This is a genomic window from Barnesiella intestinihominis YIT 11860 (assembly GCF_000296465.1).
Lineage (GTDB): Bacteria > Bacteroidota > Bacteroidia > Bacteroidales > Barnesiellaceae > Barnesiella > Barnesiella intestinihominis.
Genome location: NZ_JH815203.1, coordinates 853,015 through 869,925, shown reverse-complemented (window position 1 = coordinate 869,925; position 16,911 = coordinate 853,015). Strand labels below are relative to the sequence as shown.

Annotated in this window: 15 protein-coding genes; 5 read left to right on the top strand and 10 right to left on the bottom strand. The window is 44.9% G+C overall.

The window, feature by feature from the left end:
• Positions 1-359 precede the first annotated feature (359 nt).
• The 8 genes from HMPREF9448_RS03595 to HMPREF9448_RS03560 all read right to left on the bottom strand — a co-directional run bounded on the left by HMPREF9448_RS03595 (position 360) and on the right by HMPREF9448_RS03560 (position 9,075).
• Positions 360-1,328, bottom strand: a complete 969-nt coding sequence (locus tag HMPREF9448_RS03595) for a FimB/Mfa2 family fimbrial subunit (RefSeq protein ID WP_008861226.1) — start codon at positions 1,326-1,328, stop codon at positions 360-362.
• 114 nt (positions 1,329-1,442) lie between these two features.
• On the bottom strand, positions 1,443-1,697 hold the full coding sequence (locus HMPREF9448_RS03590; RefSeq protein WP_040295858.1) for an immunity 17 family protein: 255 nt from the start codon (positions 1,695-1,697) through the stop codon (positions 1,443-1,445).
• A gap of 110 nt (positions 1,698-1,807) precedes the next feature.
• The gene (gene tsaE, locus HMPREF9448_RS03585) at positions 1,808-2,230 is read right to left on the bottom strand and encodes a tRNA (adenosine(37)-N6)-threonylcarbamoyltransferase complex ATPase subunit type 1 TsaE (RefSeq protein ID WP_008861225.1); all 423 of its coding nucleotides are present in this window, start codon (positions 2,228-2,230) and stop codon (positions 1,808-1,810) included.
• A gap of 6 nt (positions 2,231-2,236) precedes the next feature.
• On the bottom strand, positions 2,237-3,778 hold the full coding sequence (gene porX, locus HMPREF9448_RS03580; protein ID WP_008861224.1) for a T9SS response regulator signal transducer PorX: 1,542 nt from the start codon (positions 3,776-3,778) through the stop codon (positions 2,237-2,239).
• Positions 3,765-6,536, bottom strand: a complete 2,772-nt coding sequence (gene porW, locus HMPREF9448_RS03575) for a type IX secretion system periplasmic lipoprotein PorW/SprE (RefSeq protein WP_040295857.1) — start codon at positions 6,534-6,536, stop codon at positions 3,765-3,767. Before porW ends, porX begins: the two co-directional genes overlap by 14 nt.
• Positions 6,537-6,586: 50 nt before the next feature.
• On the bottom strand, positions 6,587-7,411 hold the full coding sequence (locus tag HMPREF9448_RS03570) for a metal ABC transporter permease (RefSeq protein ID WP_008861222.1): 825 nt from the start codon (positions 7,409-7,411) through the stop codon (positions 6,587-6,589).
• A 6-nt stretch (positions 7,412-7,417) separates the two neighbouring features.
• Positions 7,418-7,834 carry a hypothetical protein gene (locus HMPREF9448_RS03565; protein WP_008861221.1) on the bottom strand — a complete coding sequence of 139 codons (417 nt, stop codon included), beginning with the start codon at positions 7,832-7,834 and terminating at the stop codon, positions 7,418-7,420.
• Positions 7,831-9,075: a 3-phosphoshikimate 1-carboxyvinyltransferase gene (locus tag HMPREF9448_RS03560; protein WP_008861220.1), complete on the bottom strand. Its 1,245-nt coding sequence runs from the start codon at positions 9,073-9,075 to the stop codon at positions 7,831-7,833. Before HMPREF9448_RS03560 ends, HMPREF9448_RS03565 begins: the two co-directional genes overlap by 4 nt.
• A gap of 605 nt (positions 9,076-9,680) precedes the next feature.
• Here HMPREF9448_RS03560 and HMPREF9448_RS03555 point away from each other — a divergent pair.
• From HMPREF9448_RS03555 to HMPREF9448_RS03535, 5 genes are all read left to right on the top strand, one after another.
• Positions 9,681-9,884, top strand: a complete 204-nt coding sequence (locus HMPREF9448_RS03555) for a DUF6132 family protein (protein WP_008861219.1) — start codon at positions 9,681-9,683, stop codon at positions 9,882-9,884.
• Positions 9,877-10,338 carry a thioredoxin gene (trxA, locus tag HMPREF9448_RS03550; RefSeq protein ID WP_008861218.1) on the top strand — a complete coding sequence of 154 codons (462 nt, stop codon included), beginning with the start codon at positions 9,877-9,879 and terminating at the stop codon, positions 10,336-10,338. Before HMPREF9448_RS03555 ends, trxA begins: the two co-directional genes overlap by 8 nt.
• 8 nt (positions 10,339-10,346) lie before the next feature.
• The gene (locus HMPREF9448_RS03545; protein WP_008861217.1) at positions 10,347-10,553 is read left to right on the top strand and encodes a 4Fe-4S binding protein; all 207 of its coding nucleotides are present in this window, start codon (positions 10,347-10,349) and stop codon (positions 10,551-10,553) included.
• Positions 10,537-10,884, top strand: coding sequence for a MarR family transcriptional regulator (locus HMPREF9448_RS03540; RefSeq protein ID WP_008861216.1), 348 nt, complete (start codon positions 10,537-10,539; stop codon positions 10,882-10,884). Before HMPREF9448_RS03545 ends, HMPREF9448_RS03540 begins: the two co-directional genes overlap by 17 nt.
• Before the next feature lie 423 nt (positions 10,885-11,307).
• The gene (locus HMPREF9448_RS03535; protein ID WP_008861215.1) at positions 11,308-15,858 is read left to right on the top strand and encodes a choice-of-anchor J domain-containing protein; all 4,551 of its coding nucleotides are present in this window, start codon (positions 11,308-11,310) and stop codon (positions 15,856-15,858) included.
• Between the two features lie 66 nt (positions 15,859-15,924).
• Here the strand turns inward: HMPREF9448_RS03535 and HMPREF9448_RS03530 are convergent, their stop codons facing one another.
• Positions 15,925-16,464 carry an RsmD family RNA methyltransferase gene (locus HMPREF9448_RS03530; protein WP_008861214.1) on the bottom strand — a complete coding sequence of 180 codons (540 nt, stop codon included), beginning with the start codon at positions 16,462-16,464 and terminating at the stop codon, positions 15,925-15,927.
• On the bottom strand, positions 16,451-16,911 hold a 461-nt coding region (locus HMPREF9448_RS14795), incomplete at its 5' end, for a hypothetical protein (RefSeq protein WP_008861213.1). The genes HMPREF9448_RS14795 and HMPREF9448_RS03530, both read right to left, overlap by 14 nt.

Below are 16,911 nucleotides of genomic sequence, written 5' to 3'. Positions count from 1 at the left end.
AACTGAAACACCCCGCAATGTTACGGGAGATGGCAGAAGAGAAGGAGTAATATCAACGGCAGCAACAAATAGGGTATGCACCTCTTCCTCTGCTCATCGTAGATAAGATAGGGGAGGTGTTTTGCGACATTCTTTTATCGCGTAATTTGCCGGTAAGACAAGACGTATTCAACCTTCTCCTAAGTATCGAAGCAGGGGAGAAGGATAAATGCAATTCATTGCGTTCGCTAAAATTTATGTTTATTTTCCCCTTTGATTTTCTACTTGATGTCCTGAGATAGGGAAATGGGGTTATCATACAAGAAAAGCGGTCAATTCTTTGACCGCTTTTCTTGTGTAAGTATAATATATATAGTTTGTTAATTTATAACCGGGAATTCGATAGTTTCACTTATCTCGTTCCAGTCCTCGATAGAGAAGTCGCCGGGCGTTTCACCGGACATGATTTCTCCCAAAATGATGTTGAGAGTCAGTTTTGTGTTTTCCGAAAGGGTCGAACTTAAATTTTTGGAGAGTTTATGTTCGCTACCGTCTTCCAATGTAATGATCAGTTCCAAAGGAGGATTCTCGGCGGAGGGGAACAGCATGACCGTAGCGTTGCTCATGATTGTCCCGTCGGTAGAACGTTCCAGATTAAATTTTACTGTTTTGGTCTTGTTTTCAGTTTCGGCTGTATAGAAGTTCATCTTTTCGGCAATACCTCCGATACGAGCTTGAATGTTTGTAATCATAGGGCTGAAAACTTCGTTTTGCTTCATTTTTGCAATTATTTTAAGTCCGGCAGTTACACGCGTCAATGAAGCCTGTAAATCTTCTTTTCCTATTTGTGCCGGTTTTACAGCATGCACTAAATCATATACGGGCATGTAAGTATTATCGGTATTGGCCCTTAATCTGAAATATAAATTGGAAAGGTCAACTCCTTGCGTTATGCCGGGGGAGTTAATGGCCGGTGTATTATAAATGGGGTCATCGTATTTCGGAGTTCCCCAATATACCATATTGTATGTTCCCAGAGGAAGATGGAGCGGTCTATTGTATTCTCCATATACATGCCCGTCTAATATGGTATAGTATCCATTGAATACAGTTTTATTTCCGTTGATAAAGTTCCCGTAATAAATGGAAGTTTCGGCATTACACGGATAAATTTCGAGAATACCCGTAAACGGGTTTTGGTTAAGAGGGTCGGCGATACGGGCTCTTACTTCGGGGGTTACCAGTTGAGTCTCTTCCGGCGGTGTGGTGTTACTGTTTACATTGTCATCGTCTTTACAAGCAGAGAAGAGGACGAGAAAGGAGATTGCTCCCAACAAAAGTTTTTTCATAATGTTATTGTTATATTTTAATATTTGAGTCAATATGACTGAATCTATTTATATAACAATGAGGAAGAATTTTTGTTTTTATGGGGGTAAAGAGAGAAAAGGGGGCAATTTGATTTATCCGTCGATAATCGGGGTTTTTGATAAGATATCGAGAGCGATGACTACTGTCATATAGAGAATGAGACAGCCGATGATTCCATAAAGCCAACGGGCTTTTCGGCGGGAAAGTCTCGATGTGAGCATGCGGCAGTTCTTGCTGTTGAAGAACCAATTCCAGTCGGCTATCGCCGCACAGAGGGACAGTATGCCCGATATGAGAAACAGGCATAGAACGATGAGTGCAGGAATGAGTGCCGGAGTGTCGTTCATTGTGGTAGAGGGTTCAACATTTTTTTCCTGAGTATATTTCTCCTATTTTTCCGATACCTCGCTTGGCAAGAAAAATATAGGATTGGAGTTTCGGGGCGATACTATGATTTTCAGATGTCGAGTGTAATCGACCGGGCTCCGTTTTCGGTCTCGGCGATATGGACATTTACACAATCGTAGGGGAGCAGCTCTTCGATTTTGTCGGGCCATTCGATGAAGCAGAGAGCCCCGCTGGCGAAATAGTCTTCGGCTCCGAGGTCATAGGCTTCTTCGATTTTGTCGAGCCGGTAGCAATCGAAGTGGTAGATGAGTTCGCCGGTAGTAGCGGACCGGTATTCGTTGATAATGGCGAATGTGGGACTATTGACGGGGTCGTCTACACCGAGTTCTTCACAAACGGCTTTAATGAAAGTCGTTTTTCCGGCTCCCATGTTGCCGTGAAAAGCGAATACCGTATTGTCGCCCATGAGCTTAATGAATTGGCGGGCTGTTTCTTGTATTTGGTCGAGATTTTTTATCGTAAGCGTGTGCATGAGTTTTTATTTTTTTGTGAGTGTTATCAAGGGAATCATCATTTCTTCCATAGAGATGCCTCCGTGTTGGAACGTATCTTTATAGTACCCTACGTAGTAGTTGTAATTATTGGGGTATGCAAAGAAGTCGTGGTTCGTGGCGAATATGTAGGTGGAGCTGACGTTGGGCGACGGCAGTCCGTATCGTTCGGGTGTTTTGATTTCATATACCTGCTTGGGGTTGTAGCTGAGCGATTTCCCTACTTTATACCGTAAGTTGGTATTGGTATTTTTATCGCCGATTACTTTGATGGGGTTATTGACGTGTACCGTCCCGTGATCGGTGGTGAGAATGATTTTAAAATCTTTTTCGGCGATTTTGCGGAAGAGGTCGAGCGCCGACGAGTGGCGGAACCAAGACTCGGTAATGGAGCGGTAGGCGGCCTCCGAGGAGGCGAGCTCACGAATCATTTTGGATTCGGTGCGAGCATGGGAAAGCATATCGACGAAATTGAGCACGCAGACATTGAGTTGGTTATTCTCGATTTGCGGGAAGTTTTGAATGAGTCTTTCGCCGAATGCCGATTCGTTGATTTTATTGTAAGAGAATGTATATCGTTTGCGGAACCGGTCGAGCAGTGTCTGAATGAGGGGAGCCTCGTTCAGGTTTTTTCCTTCTTCTTCGTCCTCGTCTACCCATAGGTCGGGGAACATGCGAGCTATCTGGTTGGGCAGCAAACCGGAGAAGATAGCGTTGCGGGCATATTGCGTGGCTGTGGGCAGGATACTGAAATAGAGGTCTTCCTCGGCCGTAAAGTATTCGTTAAGCAGAGGTTTGATTACTCTCCATTGGTCGAAACGGAAGTTGTCGATGAGTATGAAAAATACTTTCTCCCCGTTGTCGATGAGGGGGAAGACTTTGGTTTTGAAAAGTTCATGGCTCATCAAGGGATGCTCGCCTCCGGTAATCCACTTTTCGTAGTTTTTCTTGACGAATTTGGCGAAAGCGCTGTTGGCTTCGGTCTTCTGCATGGTGAGCAGTTCGTCCATATCGCTTTCGGCTTGTGTGAGTTCCAATTCCCAGAACACGAGCTTTTTGTAAACTTCAAACCAGTCGTTCCAAGAATAGGAGTCGTTTATCTGGCTGCTAATGTGTTGGAACTCCTGTCGATAGTCGCTCGATGTCTTTTCCAAGATGATCTCTTTGTGGTGGAGATTTTTCTTTATGGAGAGGAGAATCTGATTGGGATTGACCGGCTTGATGAGGTAATCGGATATTTTGTTTCCGATGGCTTGGTTCATGATGTTTTCTTCTTCGCTCTTGGTGATCATGACGACGGGAATCTCGGGATTTTCCATCTTGATCTGGCCGAGGGTATCGAGCCCGCTCAATCCCGGCATGTTTTCGTCGAGGATAATGAGGTCGAAGGTCTCATGAGCTGCTTTTTCAAGCGCATCTCGTCCATTCGATACAGTTGTGACTTCATATCCTTTTTGTTGTAGAAAGAGGATATGCGGTTTCAGTAAATCGATTTCATCGTCGGCCCAAAGTATTTTACCGTTTTTCATAAGGCTCTGTCGGTTGAGGATTGTTTTCAAGGAATAAGAAATAGTCTTCGAAACTGTATCCTTCGAGCAGTTTCTTGAAGTTATCCTCGCTGATCATTACGGGTCTTACTCCCGGCGGATAACGGAATGTTTCGCTGTTATCGAGAACCCGACGATAGTGGGATAACTCGTCAAAGTTATTAAATCCTTTGACAACTAACATACTTATTTCGTTAAAGGTCATTATTTCGAGGTCGAAATCTTTAATGACGAAGCTGGTGAAGTTGTGTTTCGCCACGTCGAAGAGTAATTGATTGGACGATACGCTGTCGGTCGCATAGACCAGAAGCAGCACGTGCGGTGCATTCAGGTCTTGTGTGAACGTTGCCTGAGCGGTATCGTTCGCCAACGTCGTCGTATCGTTGGTGAGCCGTGCCTTCCAAATCATTCCCCGCATGTTCCCGCTGCCTTCGGCAACCTGACGTCCCTGAGCGACTCCTTTGAGCATTGTGGTCGCCATAGGCGAAACGTCGGCTTGCGGGTAACGTTCGAGCAGATCTTTCAAGCCTGCTTTGAAATGGTCGTACTGTTTGTCACCGATGTAGGCCAGCGCATCGAGGAAAAGGAATTTGGGCATAAGCGGCGAGAGCGGATATTTTTCTTTCATGAAAGTCGTGTTCCCGTGTACCGTTCTGTTGTCGTTTTCGAGATAAGCGGCATAGGTGGCTTCGTAAATAGAATCTTGGACAGTGCTCATGCGTCGCAGATTATCCAAATAATGCGGATCGGCCATAGCTTGCGCATAGGGGCTTTCGGGGAATACAGAACGAATCTTATCCCGGTATATCCCTGCGGTGACGACATCTCCGTTACGCATGTACATGAGGTACATGTTATAGTATACGTCGAGTCGGTAGGGGTTCTCGGGGAACCGCTCTTCCAATAAGTTGAAGTTGGCGATGGCCGCCGGGTAGTCTTCGAGTTTGTTTTTGAGGATAATACCCATGTTGAACAAGCCTTCGGCAACGACTTCGTTCGATGTTTCCATTGCCTCCGGTGTCATAGGTATTTGTTTGAGGTAGAATTCGGGTTTATGAGGATCGTCGGCCGCGTCGGATTGTATGCTGTCGGGGTTTTCTTCATCGGGGAGAGAATTGTCGGCCAAATCTTCGTTTTCACTGTTTCCCGATTGCTCGGCAAAGTCGCTCATGGAGAATCCCGATTTGTTGCGACGACGCCAGTCGTCTTCGAGTTTTCGGCTACCCCAAATCCGTTGGAATTCGGTTTTACCGGCAGAAACCATAGGCTTGTTATAGAAATACCATGATTTGTCCCCAGAGAGAATCGTCGTATTTTGTTTGGCCGAGTTGTCGTTGTTGAACTGAGGCCCTTGTTGTTGGGCGAGATATTCTTCTCGCTGTTGTGCTTCGGCCTCTTCTTTTTCTTTTTTGATGAGGTTGTCGATGATTTTTTGTATGGCTTTGTTCCGGTCGTCTTCGCTCATGGCCGCCAAGTTTTGCAAACTGTCTTGCAGCTCGACATTTTGTGCATAGACAACCAGCTCGTCGAGGACGGACGATCGTCGGGAGAGCAGGTCGTATTGGGGATAGTCTTCTTTCAGTTGGGGAATGGCTTCGGCATAGCACGGTTGGGCATCGACATACTCTCTTCTTTCGAAATAGAGATTGCCGAGCGTGATTTGGCAGATGGCTTTTTCTATGCCGTTGCGAGTGCTCTTTTGATTTGCCAAGCGGTAGTTTTCCATCGCTTTGAGCGTGTCTTTGCGGGACAGGTAGAGATTGCCGATGGCGTAGTATATTTGATCGAGATATTCTTTGTTACGATCCCGGGAAGCCATACGGGTGAGTTTCTTTACTTCTTTCGAAATATCTTTCCCCGAATAGACTTCGGTTTGTTTGATCCGAGCATTGAATTCGGTTCGATAGGGTGGATTCATGCCGATGACTTTTCCGTATGTCTGGTATGCTTTCGTAGGATTTTGTGTGGCTGCATAGAGTTGCGCCAGCAGGAATGTCATTCGGATGCGTTGTTGTTTGCTCGAAGCAGACTTAATGGCCGTTTCGAGAAAAGGAATAGCTTTTTCGTATTCCCCTTTGTGAACAAGGTAATCGGCATTGACTGTCGCAAACCAGTTGTTTTGGGATTCGGGCAATTTCTCGTTGTTGATTTTGAGCAGTATATCTTCCGCTTCGTACAACCAGCCCATAGCGATGTAACACCGAGCTTGCCAAATGCGCGACTCTGCTACCAAATCGGGCATCCAAGTGAAATGGCGGGATATATAAAGGAAAGTCGCGGCGGCTCCGAGGAAATCGCCTTTGTAGTATTGTGCTTTTCCCATAAGCCTCCATGCGTTGTGAATAAACGGGTTGTATTCGTCCCGTTTCATATACTCCCGGTATTTGGGATCGCTCATTTTTTTAGAATTTCTTTTCGGCCTTTTCTTAATGGAATGCAACTGTATGGCTTTCTGGCATTTCTCGATAGTCCGATCGAAACTTCCCGATGGTTGCGGGTCTTTGGGATTTGCATAGGCTTGTGCCGGATGCATGAGCAGGAGGTCCGTGAAATTATCCTCGTATCCTTCTTCCATCTCTTTGAGTTGTTCTTTGTAATTTTCTATTCCGTTGAAATAGACGTTGTAGCGGGTGGTAAAGCTATGGTAAAAACGTGTCACCGCCGTATTCTTTTTCGTGGAACAAGATACGAGTGTAAGAACAATAAATAAACCGATAGTATGTAGTATTCTTTTTTTCAATCGATGTTATAGGGATAATACTCCATTTTTTAAACTGAATTTTTCCTGTTTTATTGCTTTTTACCGGTTGCAGAATGTAGGTAGGAAGCTATAATTTTTACAACAAAATAGGCGATTATCAAGGTAAATACGATGGTTGCTCCCGCAGGGACGTCGAGCCAATAGGAGAGTAATAGTCCTCCTATGCCGCAGAGGAGATTGATTGCTCCCGACAGCCAAACGATATTTCGGAATTTGTGACAGAAAAGTTCGGCGATCATTTGCGGTAAAGAGAGTATGGAGATGAGGAGCATGATACCGACCAGACGAATGGTAAGAACCACGGCGGTCGCCACAAAAAATGTCATGATATAGTTGACGAGGCGTGTCTTGATACCGCGGGTGTGGGCAAAGTCGGCATCGAAAGCCGTATATACGATGGTCTTGTATTGCAACACGGTGTAGAAAATCAATAATGAGGCAAAGGCCGCAAAGATGAATATATCCGTGCGGGTGATGGTGAGAATGTTTCCGAAAAGAAATTCCGTGAGCCCCGGTGTGTAGCCGGGTGTCATGAAAATAAAAATGATCCCGATTGCCATGCCTAACGCCCATACGACCGCTATGGCAGAGTCTTCACGAACCGATTTGCCCCGAGACAGCCATTCGACTCCCAATGCGGAAAGGATAGCGAAAACAAGAGCCGAAAGCGTGGGATTGATGCCGAGGTAATACCCTACACCCAAACCACCGAAAGATGCATGGGTTATGCCCCCGGTAATAAATAGCATGCGGCGTGCGACGATGTATGTGCCGATGATGGCACTTGTTATGGAAATGAGTAGTATCGCCCACAAAGCATTTTGAAAGAATGTATAATTGAGAATGTCTATCATAAGCAATTATTTGTCGATCGTTCTTTGTTCATTGACAACGAGCAGTATTTCGTCTCGCAGTGACTCGGGGACGGCGATTTGTCGTAATTGCAAACTGCGTACCCACCCCGGCACATCTTCCGGTCGTAGCGTATAGAAAATTTCCCGAAAGAGTTCTATTTGTTCGGGTGTATAGCTGTCGGGTTCGATTCCTTTCCAAGCATCGAGCTCTTCGTCGTCGTAGTATTCTATTGTTTTGCTTACTCCGGCGAGCAGGCTGTCGCGTTCGCAAACGAGATGCCGTCCGCAACATTCTTGCGGAGGTTCTTGAATTTTGGTTTGAACTATTTTATTAGTTTTTTCAACCTGTTTTTTTAAATCCAGTCGATGGAAATAGTAAGTAACAATACCTAAAAGTATGATGGCAGAGATGAGTATAATCATAATCGTGTTCCTTCTTTTTCGTCCTTTTCAAGCGAGAAGCCTGCTTTACAGAGGTCTTTCCAATAGTTGGGGTATGATTTATCCACTACCGAAATGTCTTTAATCTTTATTCCCGGGAAGAGAAACGAGGCTGGGGCAAATGCCATAGCCATGCGATGATCGTCGTAGGTTTCTATGACCGGTGCAACCTTCGGAGCGATAGATTCTCCGTTCCATTCGAGTGATCTGTCCGAAGATATTAGTTTATATCCTAATTTAATAAGCTCATTTTGTAGGGCAGATATGCGATCTGTTTCCTTTATTTTAAGGGTTTGCAGCCCTGTGAATTTGAATGGAAGCCCTATTAAACAGCAAGTTACGACAAGGGTTTGGGCCAAGTCGGGTTGCTCGGATAGGTCCTGTTCGTATAATGAAATGCTTCTATCCGATTTTCTTAGTTTTGTGCCTTCCTGAGAAAACAGGCTGGAAACACCCAGCGGTTCAAAAAGTGCAGCTATACGGGCATCACCTTGAAGGCTTTTGTTCGAGAGATTCGGCAGGAATATGTCGGCTTCGGGTGTGAGCGCCGCAATTTCATACCAATAGGAAGCTGCCGACCAATCCGGTTCTATTCGGAATTGCTTCGGGCAGTATCGGCCGGCCGGAATTCGTATGGTATTGTTGGAGCGGTGTGCCTCTATACCGAAATAAGACATCATTTCGAGAGTCATTTCGATATAAGGCGTAGAAACTATTTTGCCTGTGAGGGTCAGCTCCAATCCGTTTTGCATATAAGGTGCTATCATGAGTAGTGCCGATATGTATTGGGAGCTGACATTGCCCGGTAGAGAAAGCTCTCCGCCTCTTAGTTCTTTCCCAAAAATTTGCAAAGGGGGGAATCCTTCTTTGTCGAAGTATCGGATATCTGCTCCCAGAGAGCGTAGAGCATCGACCAGTATTTTTATGGGGCGTTGTTTCATTCTCTCGGAGCCCGATATGATACATTCGTAATCTCGTTTTTGAGCATAGTAGGCCGTGAGAAATCGCATGGCTGTTCCTGCTCCGTGTATATCGATCGAACTGTTTTTTTCCGTGAAAGCCTGTTTCATGACCCGTGTGTCGTCACAGTCGGACACGTTGGTTATCGGTATCGAATCGTCGCACAGGGCGTTTATGACGAGTGCCCTGTTGCTGATACTTTTGGATGCCGGCAGTTCGACTTCTATGTGGCAGTCGTGTGGAGCAAAGACTTTGTAATTCATTTGTTCGCTGTGGGTTTTGTCGCAAAATTAGCAAAAAAAGAGGAATGGTATGTATCATTTCTTTATTTACCGATGAAGTATTTCTCACAAATCTCTCTTTTCAGCATCTTTTGTTTTTGTAGTCTCTTTTATTTTTTGTCGCATGGAGGAGAAGGGCGGATAGTTTCCTTGATACGTTTCCTTTGTTGCAGATATTTTTTAACCTCTCCGTCCTTCGGACACCTCCCCTATATGGCTGCGCCACACCCCGCAATGTCACGGGACACGGCGGGGGGAGAGGATTGGAAGTGGTGTTTCAGTTTCGGTATAAGGATAGCATTGTGCACTTCTCCCCTGTTCGTATGGTTGCGTCACACCCCGCAATGCTACGGGGCACGGCAGGGGAGGTGTTTAAAGTAGCCCTCTACTTGTTCTTACTACGCTTAAACTAAATAAAATATGAGAGGATAGGGCAGATACTTGGTGGTTAAAAAACGTTATAATTGAATATATTTCCTATGGAAAATTGTTTTAATGGAAAATAGAGAATATATTTGTTGTGATATTTCTTGTAGAATATATTTCTATTGGAAAATAAATTAAGAACTAAATAATAAATTTGAAAAATGAAAATGCTGTTGAAACGTTATTGGCTCCCGGTCACAGGTATTCTGTTAGGTGCTTTGGGCGGTTATCTTTATTGGCGGTTCGTAGGTTGTGCGACGGGTACGTGTCCTATTACCTCTTCTCCTTTTGCCAGTACGGTTTGGGGAGCAGCGATAGGAGGATTGTTTGTAAGTTCATTCAAAAGAGAAAAGAAATATGATTAAACGAGTGTTGTTTTTGACGGTGGGTATACTATCGCTTATGCTTGCCGCCTGTGAAACGAAAGCGATAAATAATGGTAAAAAAGAAAATAAAATGAAAACGATCGAATTGACAAAGGCTGATTTTTTAAAGAAAATAGTGGATTATGAAAAAAATCCCGAGGAGTGGATATATTTAGGAGATAAACCGGCGATTATCGATTTCTATGCCTCTTGGTGCGGACCGTGTAAAATGGTGGCTCCGATATTGGAAGAGCTGGCTGCGGAGTATGACGGGCAGATTTATGTTTATAAGGTGAATACCGAGCAGGAACAAGAGTTAGCGGCATTGTTCAATATCCGTAGTATACCCTCGTTTTTGTTTATTCCCATGAACGATAAGCCTCAAATGGCTATGGGGGCGATGTCCAAAAGTTCGTTTAAAGAGGCAATCGATGGTGTATTATTGAAAAAATGAGTAATTTTATGCCTCTTGTCGTAGATAAGAACCGTTGTCCGCAGAATCATCGTTGTCCGTTGATTTCGATTTGTCCGCAACAGGCCATCAGCCAGACCGGTTTCGGCTTGCCTCGTATCGATTCGGATAAATGTATCGAATGCGGGAAATGTGTCCGCCACTGTGGTATGAAAGCTATATATCGATTGGAAGATAAGTATGGAACCATTTTGTAAGATTCGTGATTTTTATAGAGCGATAACCGATTTTGAAACAAGATTTGAGAAGAGATACGGGCTTTGCCTGAACGAAGGGATGCTTTTGTGTTGCCTTCGTCAAGAACCGAGGCTCTCTTCGGGAGATATCGCCAAGCTGTTGGGGCTTACTCATTCCAATACATCGAAAGTGATTCGTTCGGTAGAAAAAAAAGGTCTCATCGAACGGATATTGGGCGATGACGACAAACGCCAGATGTATTTTTCTTTAACTCAGGAGGGCGAACGTTGCCTGAAAGAGCTCGAATGTTGCGATGTCGAAATTCCCGATGTGTTGAAAAAGATATTATAGTTGTGTAAAATTTAGAAGCTGTTTTAAATTTATTGAGAAATAATATTATCATTTCAAGCAGGTATGTTCCGGCCCTATTGAGCCCCTGTCTCGCATCTAGAATCCCTTGATTTTTGTCAATAGCCCGCTATTGACTGCATATCTCGGACTCCCATCTGCTTCAACATAAGTCTCAATCTGTCTCGGAATAAATTTAAAACAGCTTCTGAATTTGATTCGGATAGAACGTTTGACCCCAAGTGGAGATTTTTACCACTTGGGGTTATTATTTGTATATAGTTTGGGCGATATGCCGAATATATGTAACTAAATAATAATATATACATTTAGTTTTGTTGGATATTTAAAAAATATTAAAAGTCTGTTCGAGAATTATGATTTCTTTATTTTTACAATAAAATTATATTATAACACGAGGTATATATGAAAAAATTATTGTTTACTCTTGCCATTTTGTCGGGAGGGGTATTGTCTGCCGCTTTTGCACAGACAACATCGAGAATCCTTCCAGATGAAGCCCGAAATGTTAAGAATGATCCTGTGCTTGTCCGGCAATTTTTGGAAAAGTCGAGGAATTTTCAGAAACGGCAAATGTCTTCTGAAAGTGCTTTTCAACAAGTTCGTCCCTTGATGCGTAAAAAATCAGATGTAATTATCGATGCGGCTCCTTCTCTTTCGAATCTGAAATTGAACGGAGCTGTCGTTTATGATGAGAATAAAGATGTTAATACTTTCGGACTCTATTCATTTTCGGCCCAAGCTCCGGTAACCCGGAAAGAAGTGACTCTTATTCCTCGCTTGTCTGCGAGCGGCGGAGCGATTTATTCCGATGGAAAATTATACGTTTATGATTATGCCATAGATTATGGATATGTGTCGTTGAGTCGTTATGCTGTTTATGATGCTGTGACCGGGGCAGAGCTCGATTATAAAAGTATGGGTTATTCGTTGGGGCCTGTTTATCGGAATGCGGCAGTGAGTTGTGCCAAAGACCCGGTTACCGGCAAGGTCTATTGCTGCTCTTATGGTTATAACGAGAAGACAAAGGAGTTGTGTTATGTACTTTCTACATGGAATCTCGAAGGTATGTCCAAAGACAGTATAGCCCTTTTGTCGAAACCGATGCAGGTAATGGCTTGTGACTCTAACGGAAAACTTTACGGTATTTCGGCCAGTACGGCTACCGAGGGAAACAATGGCGGTATCTTGTATGAAATCAATAAAACAACGGGTACACTCCGGGAGATAGGAGATACACAAGTGTCTCCCAAATATACTCAGTCGGCTGTAATCAACACTTCTGACAATACGTTTTATTGGTTTGCCAATGAAGAAGACGAGGCTGCGAATCTTTATACGGTCGATTTGACAACAGGAGAAGCCGCTTTGGTCGGAGCGTTACCTTATGGAGATCAAGTCGTGGGGGCTTATATTCCCGACCCCGAAGCTCTTGATGGAGCTCCTTCGGGACCAGAGAATCTGTCGGTCTCTTTCGAGAACGGTTCCCTTTCCGGTACTGTATCTTTCGATATACCGTCCGAGACATACGATGGAAATGTTTTGAACGGTGATGTGACATATAAAGTTTTGGGTAATGGCGATGTGTTGGCTACAAGTGTCGCGGCTGCCGGGACGAAGGTTTCATGTCCTGTGACCGTTCCGTCATCGGCCATTTATAAATTGGAGGTCGTTTTGTCCAATTCGGTGGGCGATAGTCCTAAAAGCGATATGACCGTTTATATCGGCAAGGACAGTCCTTTGGCGGTGAACAATTTGAAAGTGGTTCGGACCGGCGATGTAAATACGGTTTCATGGAATTCTCCTACGGGTACGAAAAACGGGGGATATATGAATGTGGACGATTTACGTTATAAGATCGTGCGTATGCCCGATAATGTTCAAGTCGTCACAAATCATGCCGACAGTGTTTTCTCCGACACATTCACGACCGAAGAGTTGGCTCTTTACTACTATGTGGTAACTTCTTATAACGATGGTATCGAAGGCGAGTCCGCATCTTCCAATTCGGTGAGTGTGGGAGATGCGTTACTACCTCCTTATTCACAGGATTTTACTGAGAAAAATTCTTTGGGATTGTTCACTGTGGTCGATGTGAATAACGATAATAAAACGTGGACTTATTCGAATGGTACGGTTCGGTATGCCTATCACATGAAGAATAATGCGGACGATTGGTTGATCACACCTCCTTTGAAATTGAAGAGAGGCTATATGTATGAATTTTCATTCGATACGTATGTGTTGAGCGCTCGTTCCGAGGAAAAGATGGAAATCAAGATGGGAACGGCTGCCACGGTCGAGGCGATGAATACCGTCATTATGGAAGAGCGCACTTATAACAATACGAGAACATCGCCCAAGACCGAGTCTTTCTCGATCATGCCCGATGCCGACGGTACGTATTACATCGGATTCCATGTGGTAAGCGATGCCAATAAGGGAAATCTGACCGTCGATAATATTAAGGTGGGAGAGCCCATGTCTATTCATGTTCCGGGAGAAGTAGAGAATCTCACGCTTATCCCCGGAGCAAAGGGCGCATTGTCTGTTACAATCGGGCTTACAGCCCCGACAAAGAATCTTGTGGGCGGAGATTTGACCGAGTTGACAGCCGTCGATGTGAGACGTGGAGAGACTTTGGTCAAGACGTTTGAATCCCCGGCAAAAGGGACTGCACTTCAATTTGTGGATAATGGGGTCGTTTCCGGTTTGAATATTTATAGTGTGGTTGCACGCAACTCGTTTGGAGAAGGGGCTGTTACGACCGATACCGTATTGGTTGGCATAGATGTTCCGTTGGCGCCTCAATCGGTAACTTTTACCGATGAAGGGAACGGTTCGGGCTTGCTTTCTTGGGATAAGGTTTCCGAGACGGGGGAAAACGGCGGATATGTAAATCCCGAGGAAGTGGTTTATACTGTATATGATGCCGATTCGAAAGTGGTTGCCGACGATGTGACGGGCGACCGCTACGAGCTTACTTCGTTGAATAGCGAGATGCCGCAGGTGTTGTCTTATTTCTCGGTGACCGCTAAGAATCAAAAAGGAGAATCGGAGCCTGCGCAATCCAACTCGCGGTTAGTAGGACCTTCATATCCGGCTCCTTATACCGAGTCGTTTGCCGATGCGACAATTACCAATGGCCCGTGGACAACCGAACTCCTTGCCGGAAAGAGTTATGATTCCGATTGGACTCCACGAGCAGACCAATCACAGGATAACGATGGAGGAAGTGCCGACTTCCAGGGATATGCCGCCGGTGCTTCTACCCGTATTTACAGTCCGAAAATCGATATTTCGGCAGTCGATAATCCCCGTCTCAACGCTTGGATATTGATGCCGACCGGGGGTGTGAGAGTTCGTTTCCAAATTTCGGACGATTATGCCGATTGGCACGATGTGGATACTATCGAGGTCGCCGAAGAGTGGACTCGTGTGAATATAGACCTCGCGTCGTACAAATCCAAAAATTTGCGGATAGCCTTAGTGGGAGAGTGTCTCGAAGATTTCAATTTTGCCTATGTGGATCATATCGAAATTCGCGGTTATTTAGATAATAATCTTCAAGCGACAGGTATTACCGGACCAGAGAAAGTCAATTTCAAGGAGGAGGCTAAATATGTCGTATCGGTTTTGAATGAAGGCGTACGGGATGCCTCGCAATTTACGGTTTATTTGACCGATGAGGAATTTAACGTATTGGCGACGAAAACAGTAGAGTCACTGGCTGCTCAGAGCTCTGTGAATGTGGAAATATCCTATACGCCTTCTATCGAAATGGCAGGCTCGGAATTGACGGTTTATGGTGTCGTGGGTTATGATTCAGATGAGGAACAAGACGATAACCGTACGAAAACCGCGGTCGTGACCAAAGTAAAAGGTTCTTCTTATCCCGTAGCGACCGGATTGACCGGTAGCAGTGAGGGTACAGCCATTAAACTTGCGTGGTCGGCTCCGTCGCTATCCAAACCGGTAGCCGAGGTTGTAACCGATGGTTTCGAGGATTATGACCCGTTTACCATCGATGGTTTCGGGGCTTGGACGGTAGCCGATGTCGATGGGGGGAATACTTATGTATTCGGAGAATCTCAATCTTGGCCTAATGCCGGACAACCGCAGGCGTTCATGATTTTCGATATGAATTCCGAGCATATAGCTGGATTGGGTGTCGATGAACGATTCATGATGGATAGTTCTCATGGTTCCAAGTTGGCGGTATGCTGGTCTTCCGATCCTCAGACGACCGATCTCGGTCACAACGACGACTGGCTTATCTCCCCTCGTCTTGCCGATGGCGGACAGACCGTATCGTTCCAAGCGAAGGCTTATGATTCGAGCTTTACGGAATCGATAGAAGTATATTATTCGACAACGGGCAATGCTATCGAAGATTTTACGAACAATTTGGCTAAGGTAAGTTCTGTGCCGGCAGATACGTGGGCTACTTATACTTACGACTTGCCTGCGAATACCACCTATTTTGCCATACGTTGTGTATCGGCGAATGCATTCTTATTGGGTATCGACAATGTGGTTTATAAACCGCAACCGGTTCTTCCCGAAGGGTTGGCTGTGGAGAGTTACAATGTATATCGTAACGGGGAGCTGTTGGATAATACGGCTGCGACCGAGTTTACCGATAACGCTCCGTCCGACGGCGATAATGTTTATGCCGTATCGGTAGTTTACAACATGGGTGAATCTATATTGTCGGATCCGTGTACGGTGGGGACTTCGGGTATAGAAAATAATTCGATGGATAATATTCGCGTATACGAGGAGAATGGTACTATCGTCATTCGTGGTGCAGAGGGCAAGCGAGCCACAGTCTCCGATATGTCCGGTATCGTATTGCATAACGATATTTGTTCCGATGTCACGGTCATTTCGGTAAGCAGAGGCGTATATGTAGTTAAGGTAAACGGGAAAGCGATCAAGGTGATCGTTCGTTAAGGTATTTGTCGTGCATAAGAAAGGAGCCGCGACCGAGCATTCGGTCACGGCTCCTTTCTTATTGTGTTATATCGGCGTGCGGAAGAGCGAGAAGTTCACGCTCCCGTAACTACGGTGCTGGTCGAATAGGGGGTGAGTGGAAAAGTCATTGTTTTTGGAATGTTCGAGAACGAAGATTCCGCCCGGTTTCAAAAGACCTCTCGATAGCACTTCCTGCGGCAGGGTTTCCAACCGGGGCAGATCGTAAGGCGGATCGGCAAAAATGAGGTCGAATTGTTGCCGGCAGCTTTGTACGAACTTGAACACATCTCCCTTGATAGGAGTCAGATTCGGGTCGTTGAGTTGTTGTTGGACTTTGCGGATAAAATTGTATTGTGTCGGATAAATTTCCACGCATACCACCCGGCTGCATTCGCGCGATAATAATTCGAAACTGATGGCTCCTGTTCCGGCAAATAAATCAAGGGCTTCAATGCCCTCGAAATCGATCAGGTTTTCGAGTACGTTGAAAATGTTCTCCCGCGCGAAATCGGTCGTCGGTCGAGCTTTTATATTCGTAGGGACGTCGAAGCGTCTGCGTCCGTATTTACCGCTAATAATTCGCATATTGATTCTGTTTTTCCATTTTTCTTGCAGTCTCGGCAAAGATAATATAAGGTGGGAGAAAGACAAAGCGAGCGGGTTTACTTTTCTTGTCGGTCCACTTTGTATGTTCGTATCCGGGGGTAAAGGCGATGGGATAAGAATATTGGTTAGCAATTATCGTGTCGAATGCGGTTAATTGTGTCGGATAAAGTATAGCTTCCCAAAGTTTCTTTCTGTAACATAATAATATAATAGAATTCGTATTGAAACTGAAAAATGAAACGGACGATTTTTTTCTCCATGAGCTTTTCTCTATATTTGCGGCATTCGCCGCCAATATAAGATGCAGCTCGGCATAGCCAAGTCGGAAATGAGATTTCGGTTTGCCTTTGCGCTCACCTTTCGCTATATTTGTAGAATATAGGATGTGGTTCGGCATAGTCAAATCGGAAATAAGATTTCGGTTTG

Bases quoted from the DNA above. Each gene is read 5' to 3' on its own strand.
- HMPREF9448_RS03595 (WP_008861226.1), bottom strand. From the start codon at position 1,328: ATGAAAAAACTTTTGTTGGGAGCAATCTCCTTTCTCGTCCTCTTCTCT.
- HMPREF9448_RS03590 (WP_040295858.1), bottom strand. From the start codon at position 1,697: ATGAACGACACTCCGGCACTCATTCCTGCACTCATCGTTCTATGCCTG.
- tsaE (WP_008861225.1), bottom strand. From the start codon at position 2,230: ATGCACACGCTTACGATAAAAAATCTCGACCAAATACAAGAAACAGCC.
- porX (WP_008861224.1), bottom strand. From the start codon at position 3,778: ATGAAAAACGGTAAAATACTTTGGGCCGACGATGAAATCGATTTACTG.
- HMPREF9448_RS03570 (WP_008861222.1), bottom strand. From the start codon at position 7,411: ATGATAGACATTCTCAATTATACATTCTTTCAAAATGCTTTGTGGGCG.
- HMPREF9448_RS03565 (WP_008861221.1), bottom strand. From the start codon at position 7,834: ATGATTATACTCATCTCTGCCATCATACTTTTAGGTATTGTTACTTAC.
- HMPREF9448_RS03560 (WP_008861220.1), bottom strand. From the start codon at position 9,075: ATGAATTACAAAGTCTTTGCTCCACACGACTGCCACATAGAAGTCGAA.
- HMPREF9448_RS03555 (WP_008861219.1), top strand. From the start codon at position 9,681: ATGAAAATGCTGTTGAAACGTTATTGGCTCCCGGTCACAGGTATTCTG.
- trxA (WP_008861218.1), top strand. From the start codon at position 9,877: ATGATTAAACGAGTGTTGTTTTTGACGGTGGGTATACTATCGCTTATG.
- HMPREF9448_RS03545 (WP_008861217.1), top strand. From the start codon at position 10,347: ATGCCTCTTGTCGTAGATAAGAACCGTTGTCCGCAGAATCATCGTTGT.
- HMPREF9448_RS03540 (WP_008861216.1), top strand. From the start codon at position 10,537: ATGGAACCATTTTGTAAGATTCGTGATTTTTATAGAGCGATAACCGAT.
- HMPREF9448_RS03535 (WP_008861215.1), top strand. From the start codon at position 11,308: ATGAAAAAATTATTGTTTACTCTTGCCATTTTGTCGGGAGGGGTATTG.
- HMPREF9448_RS03530 (WP_008861214.1), bottom strand. From the start codon at position 16,464: ATGCGAATTATTAGCGGTAAATACGGACGCAGACGCTTCGACGTCCCT.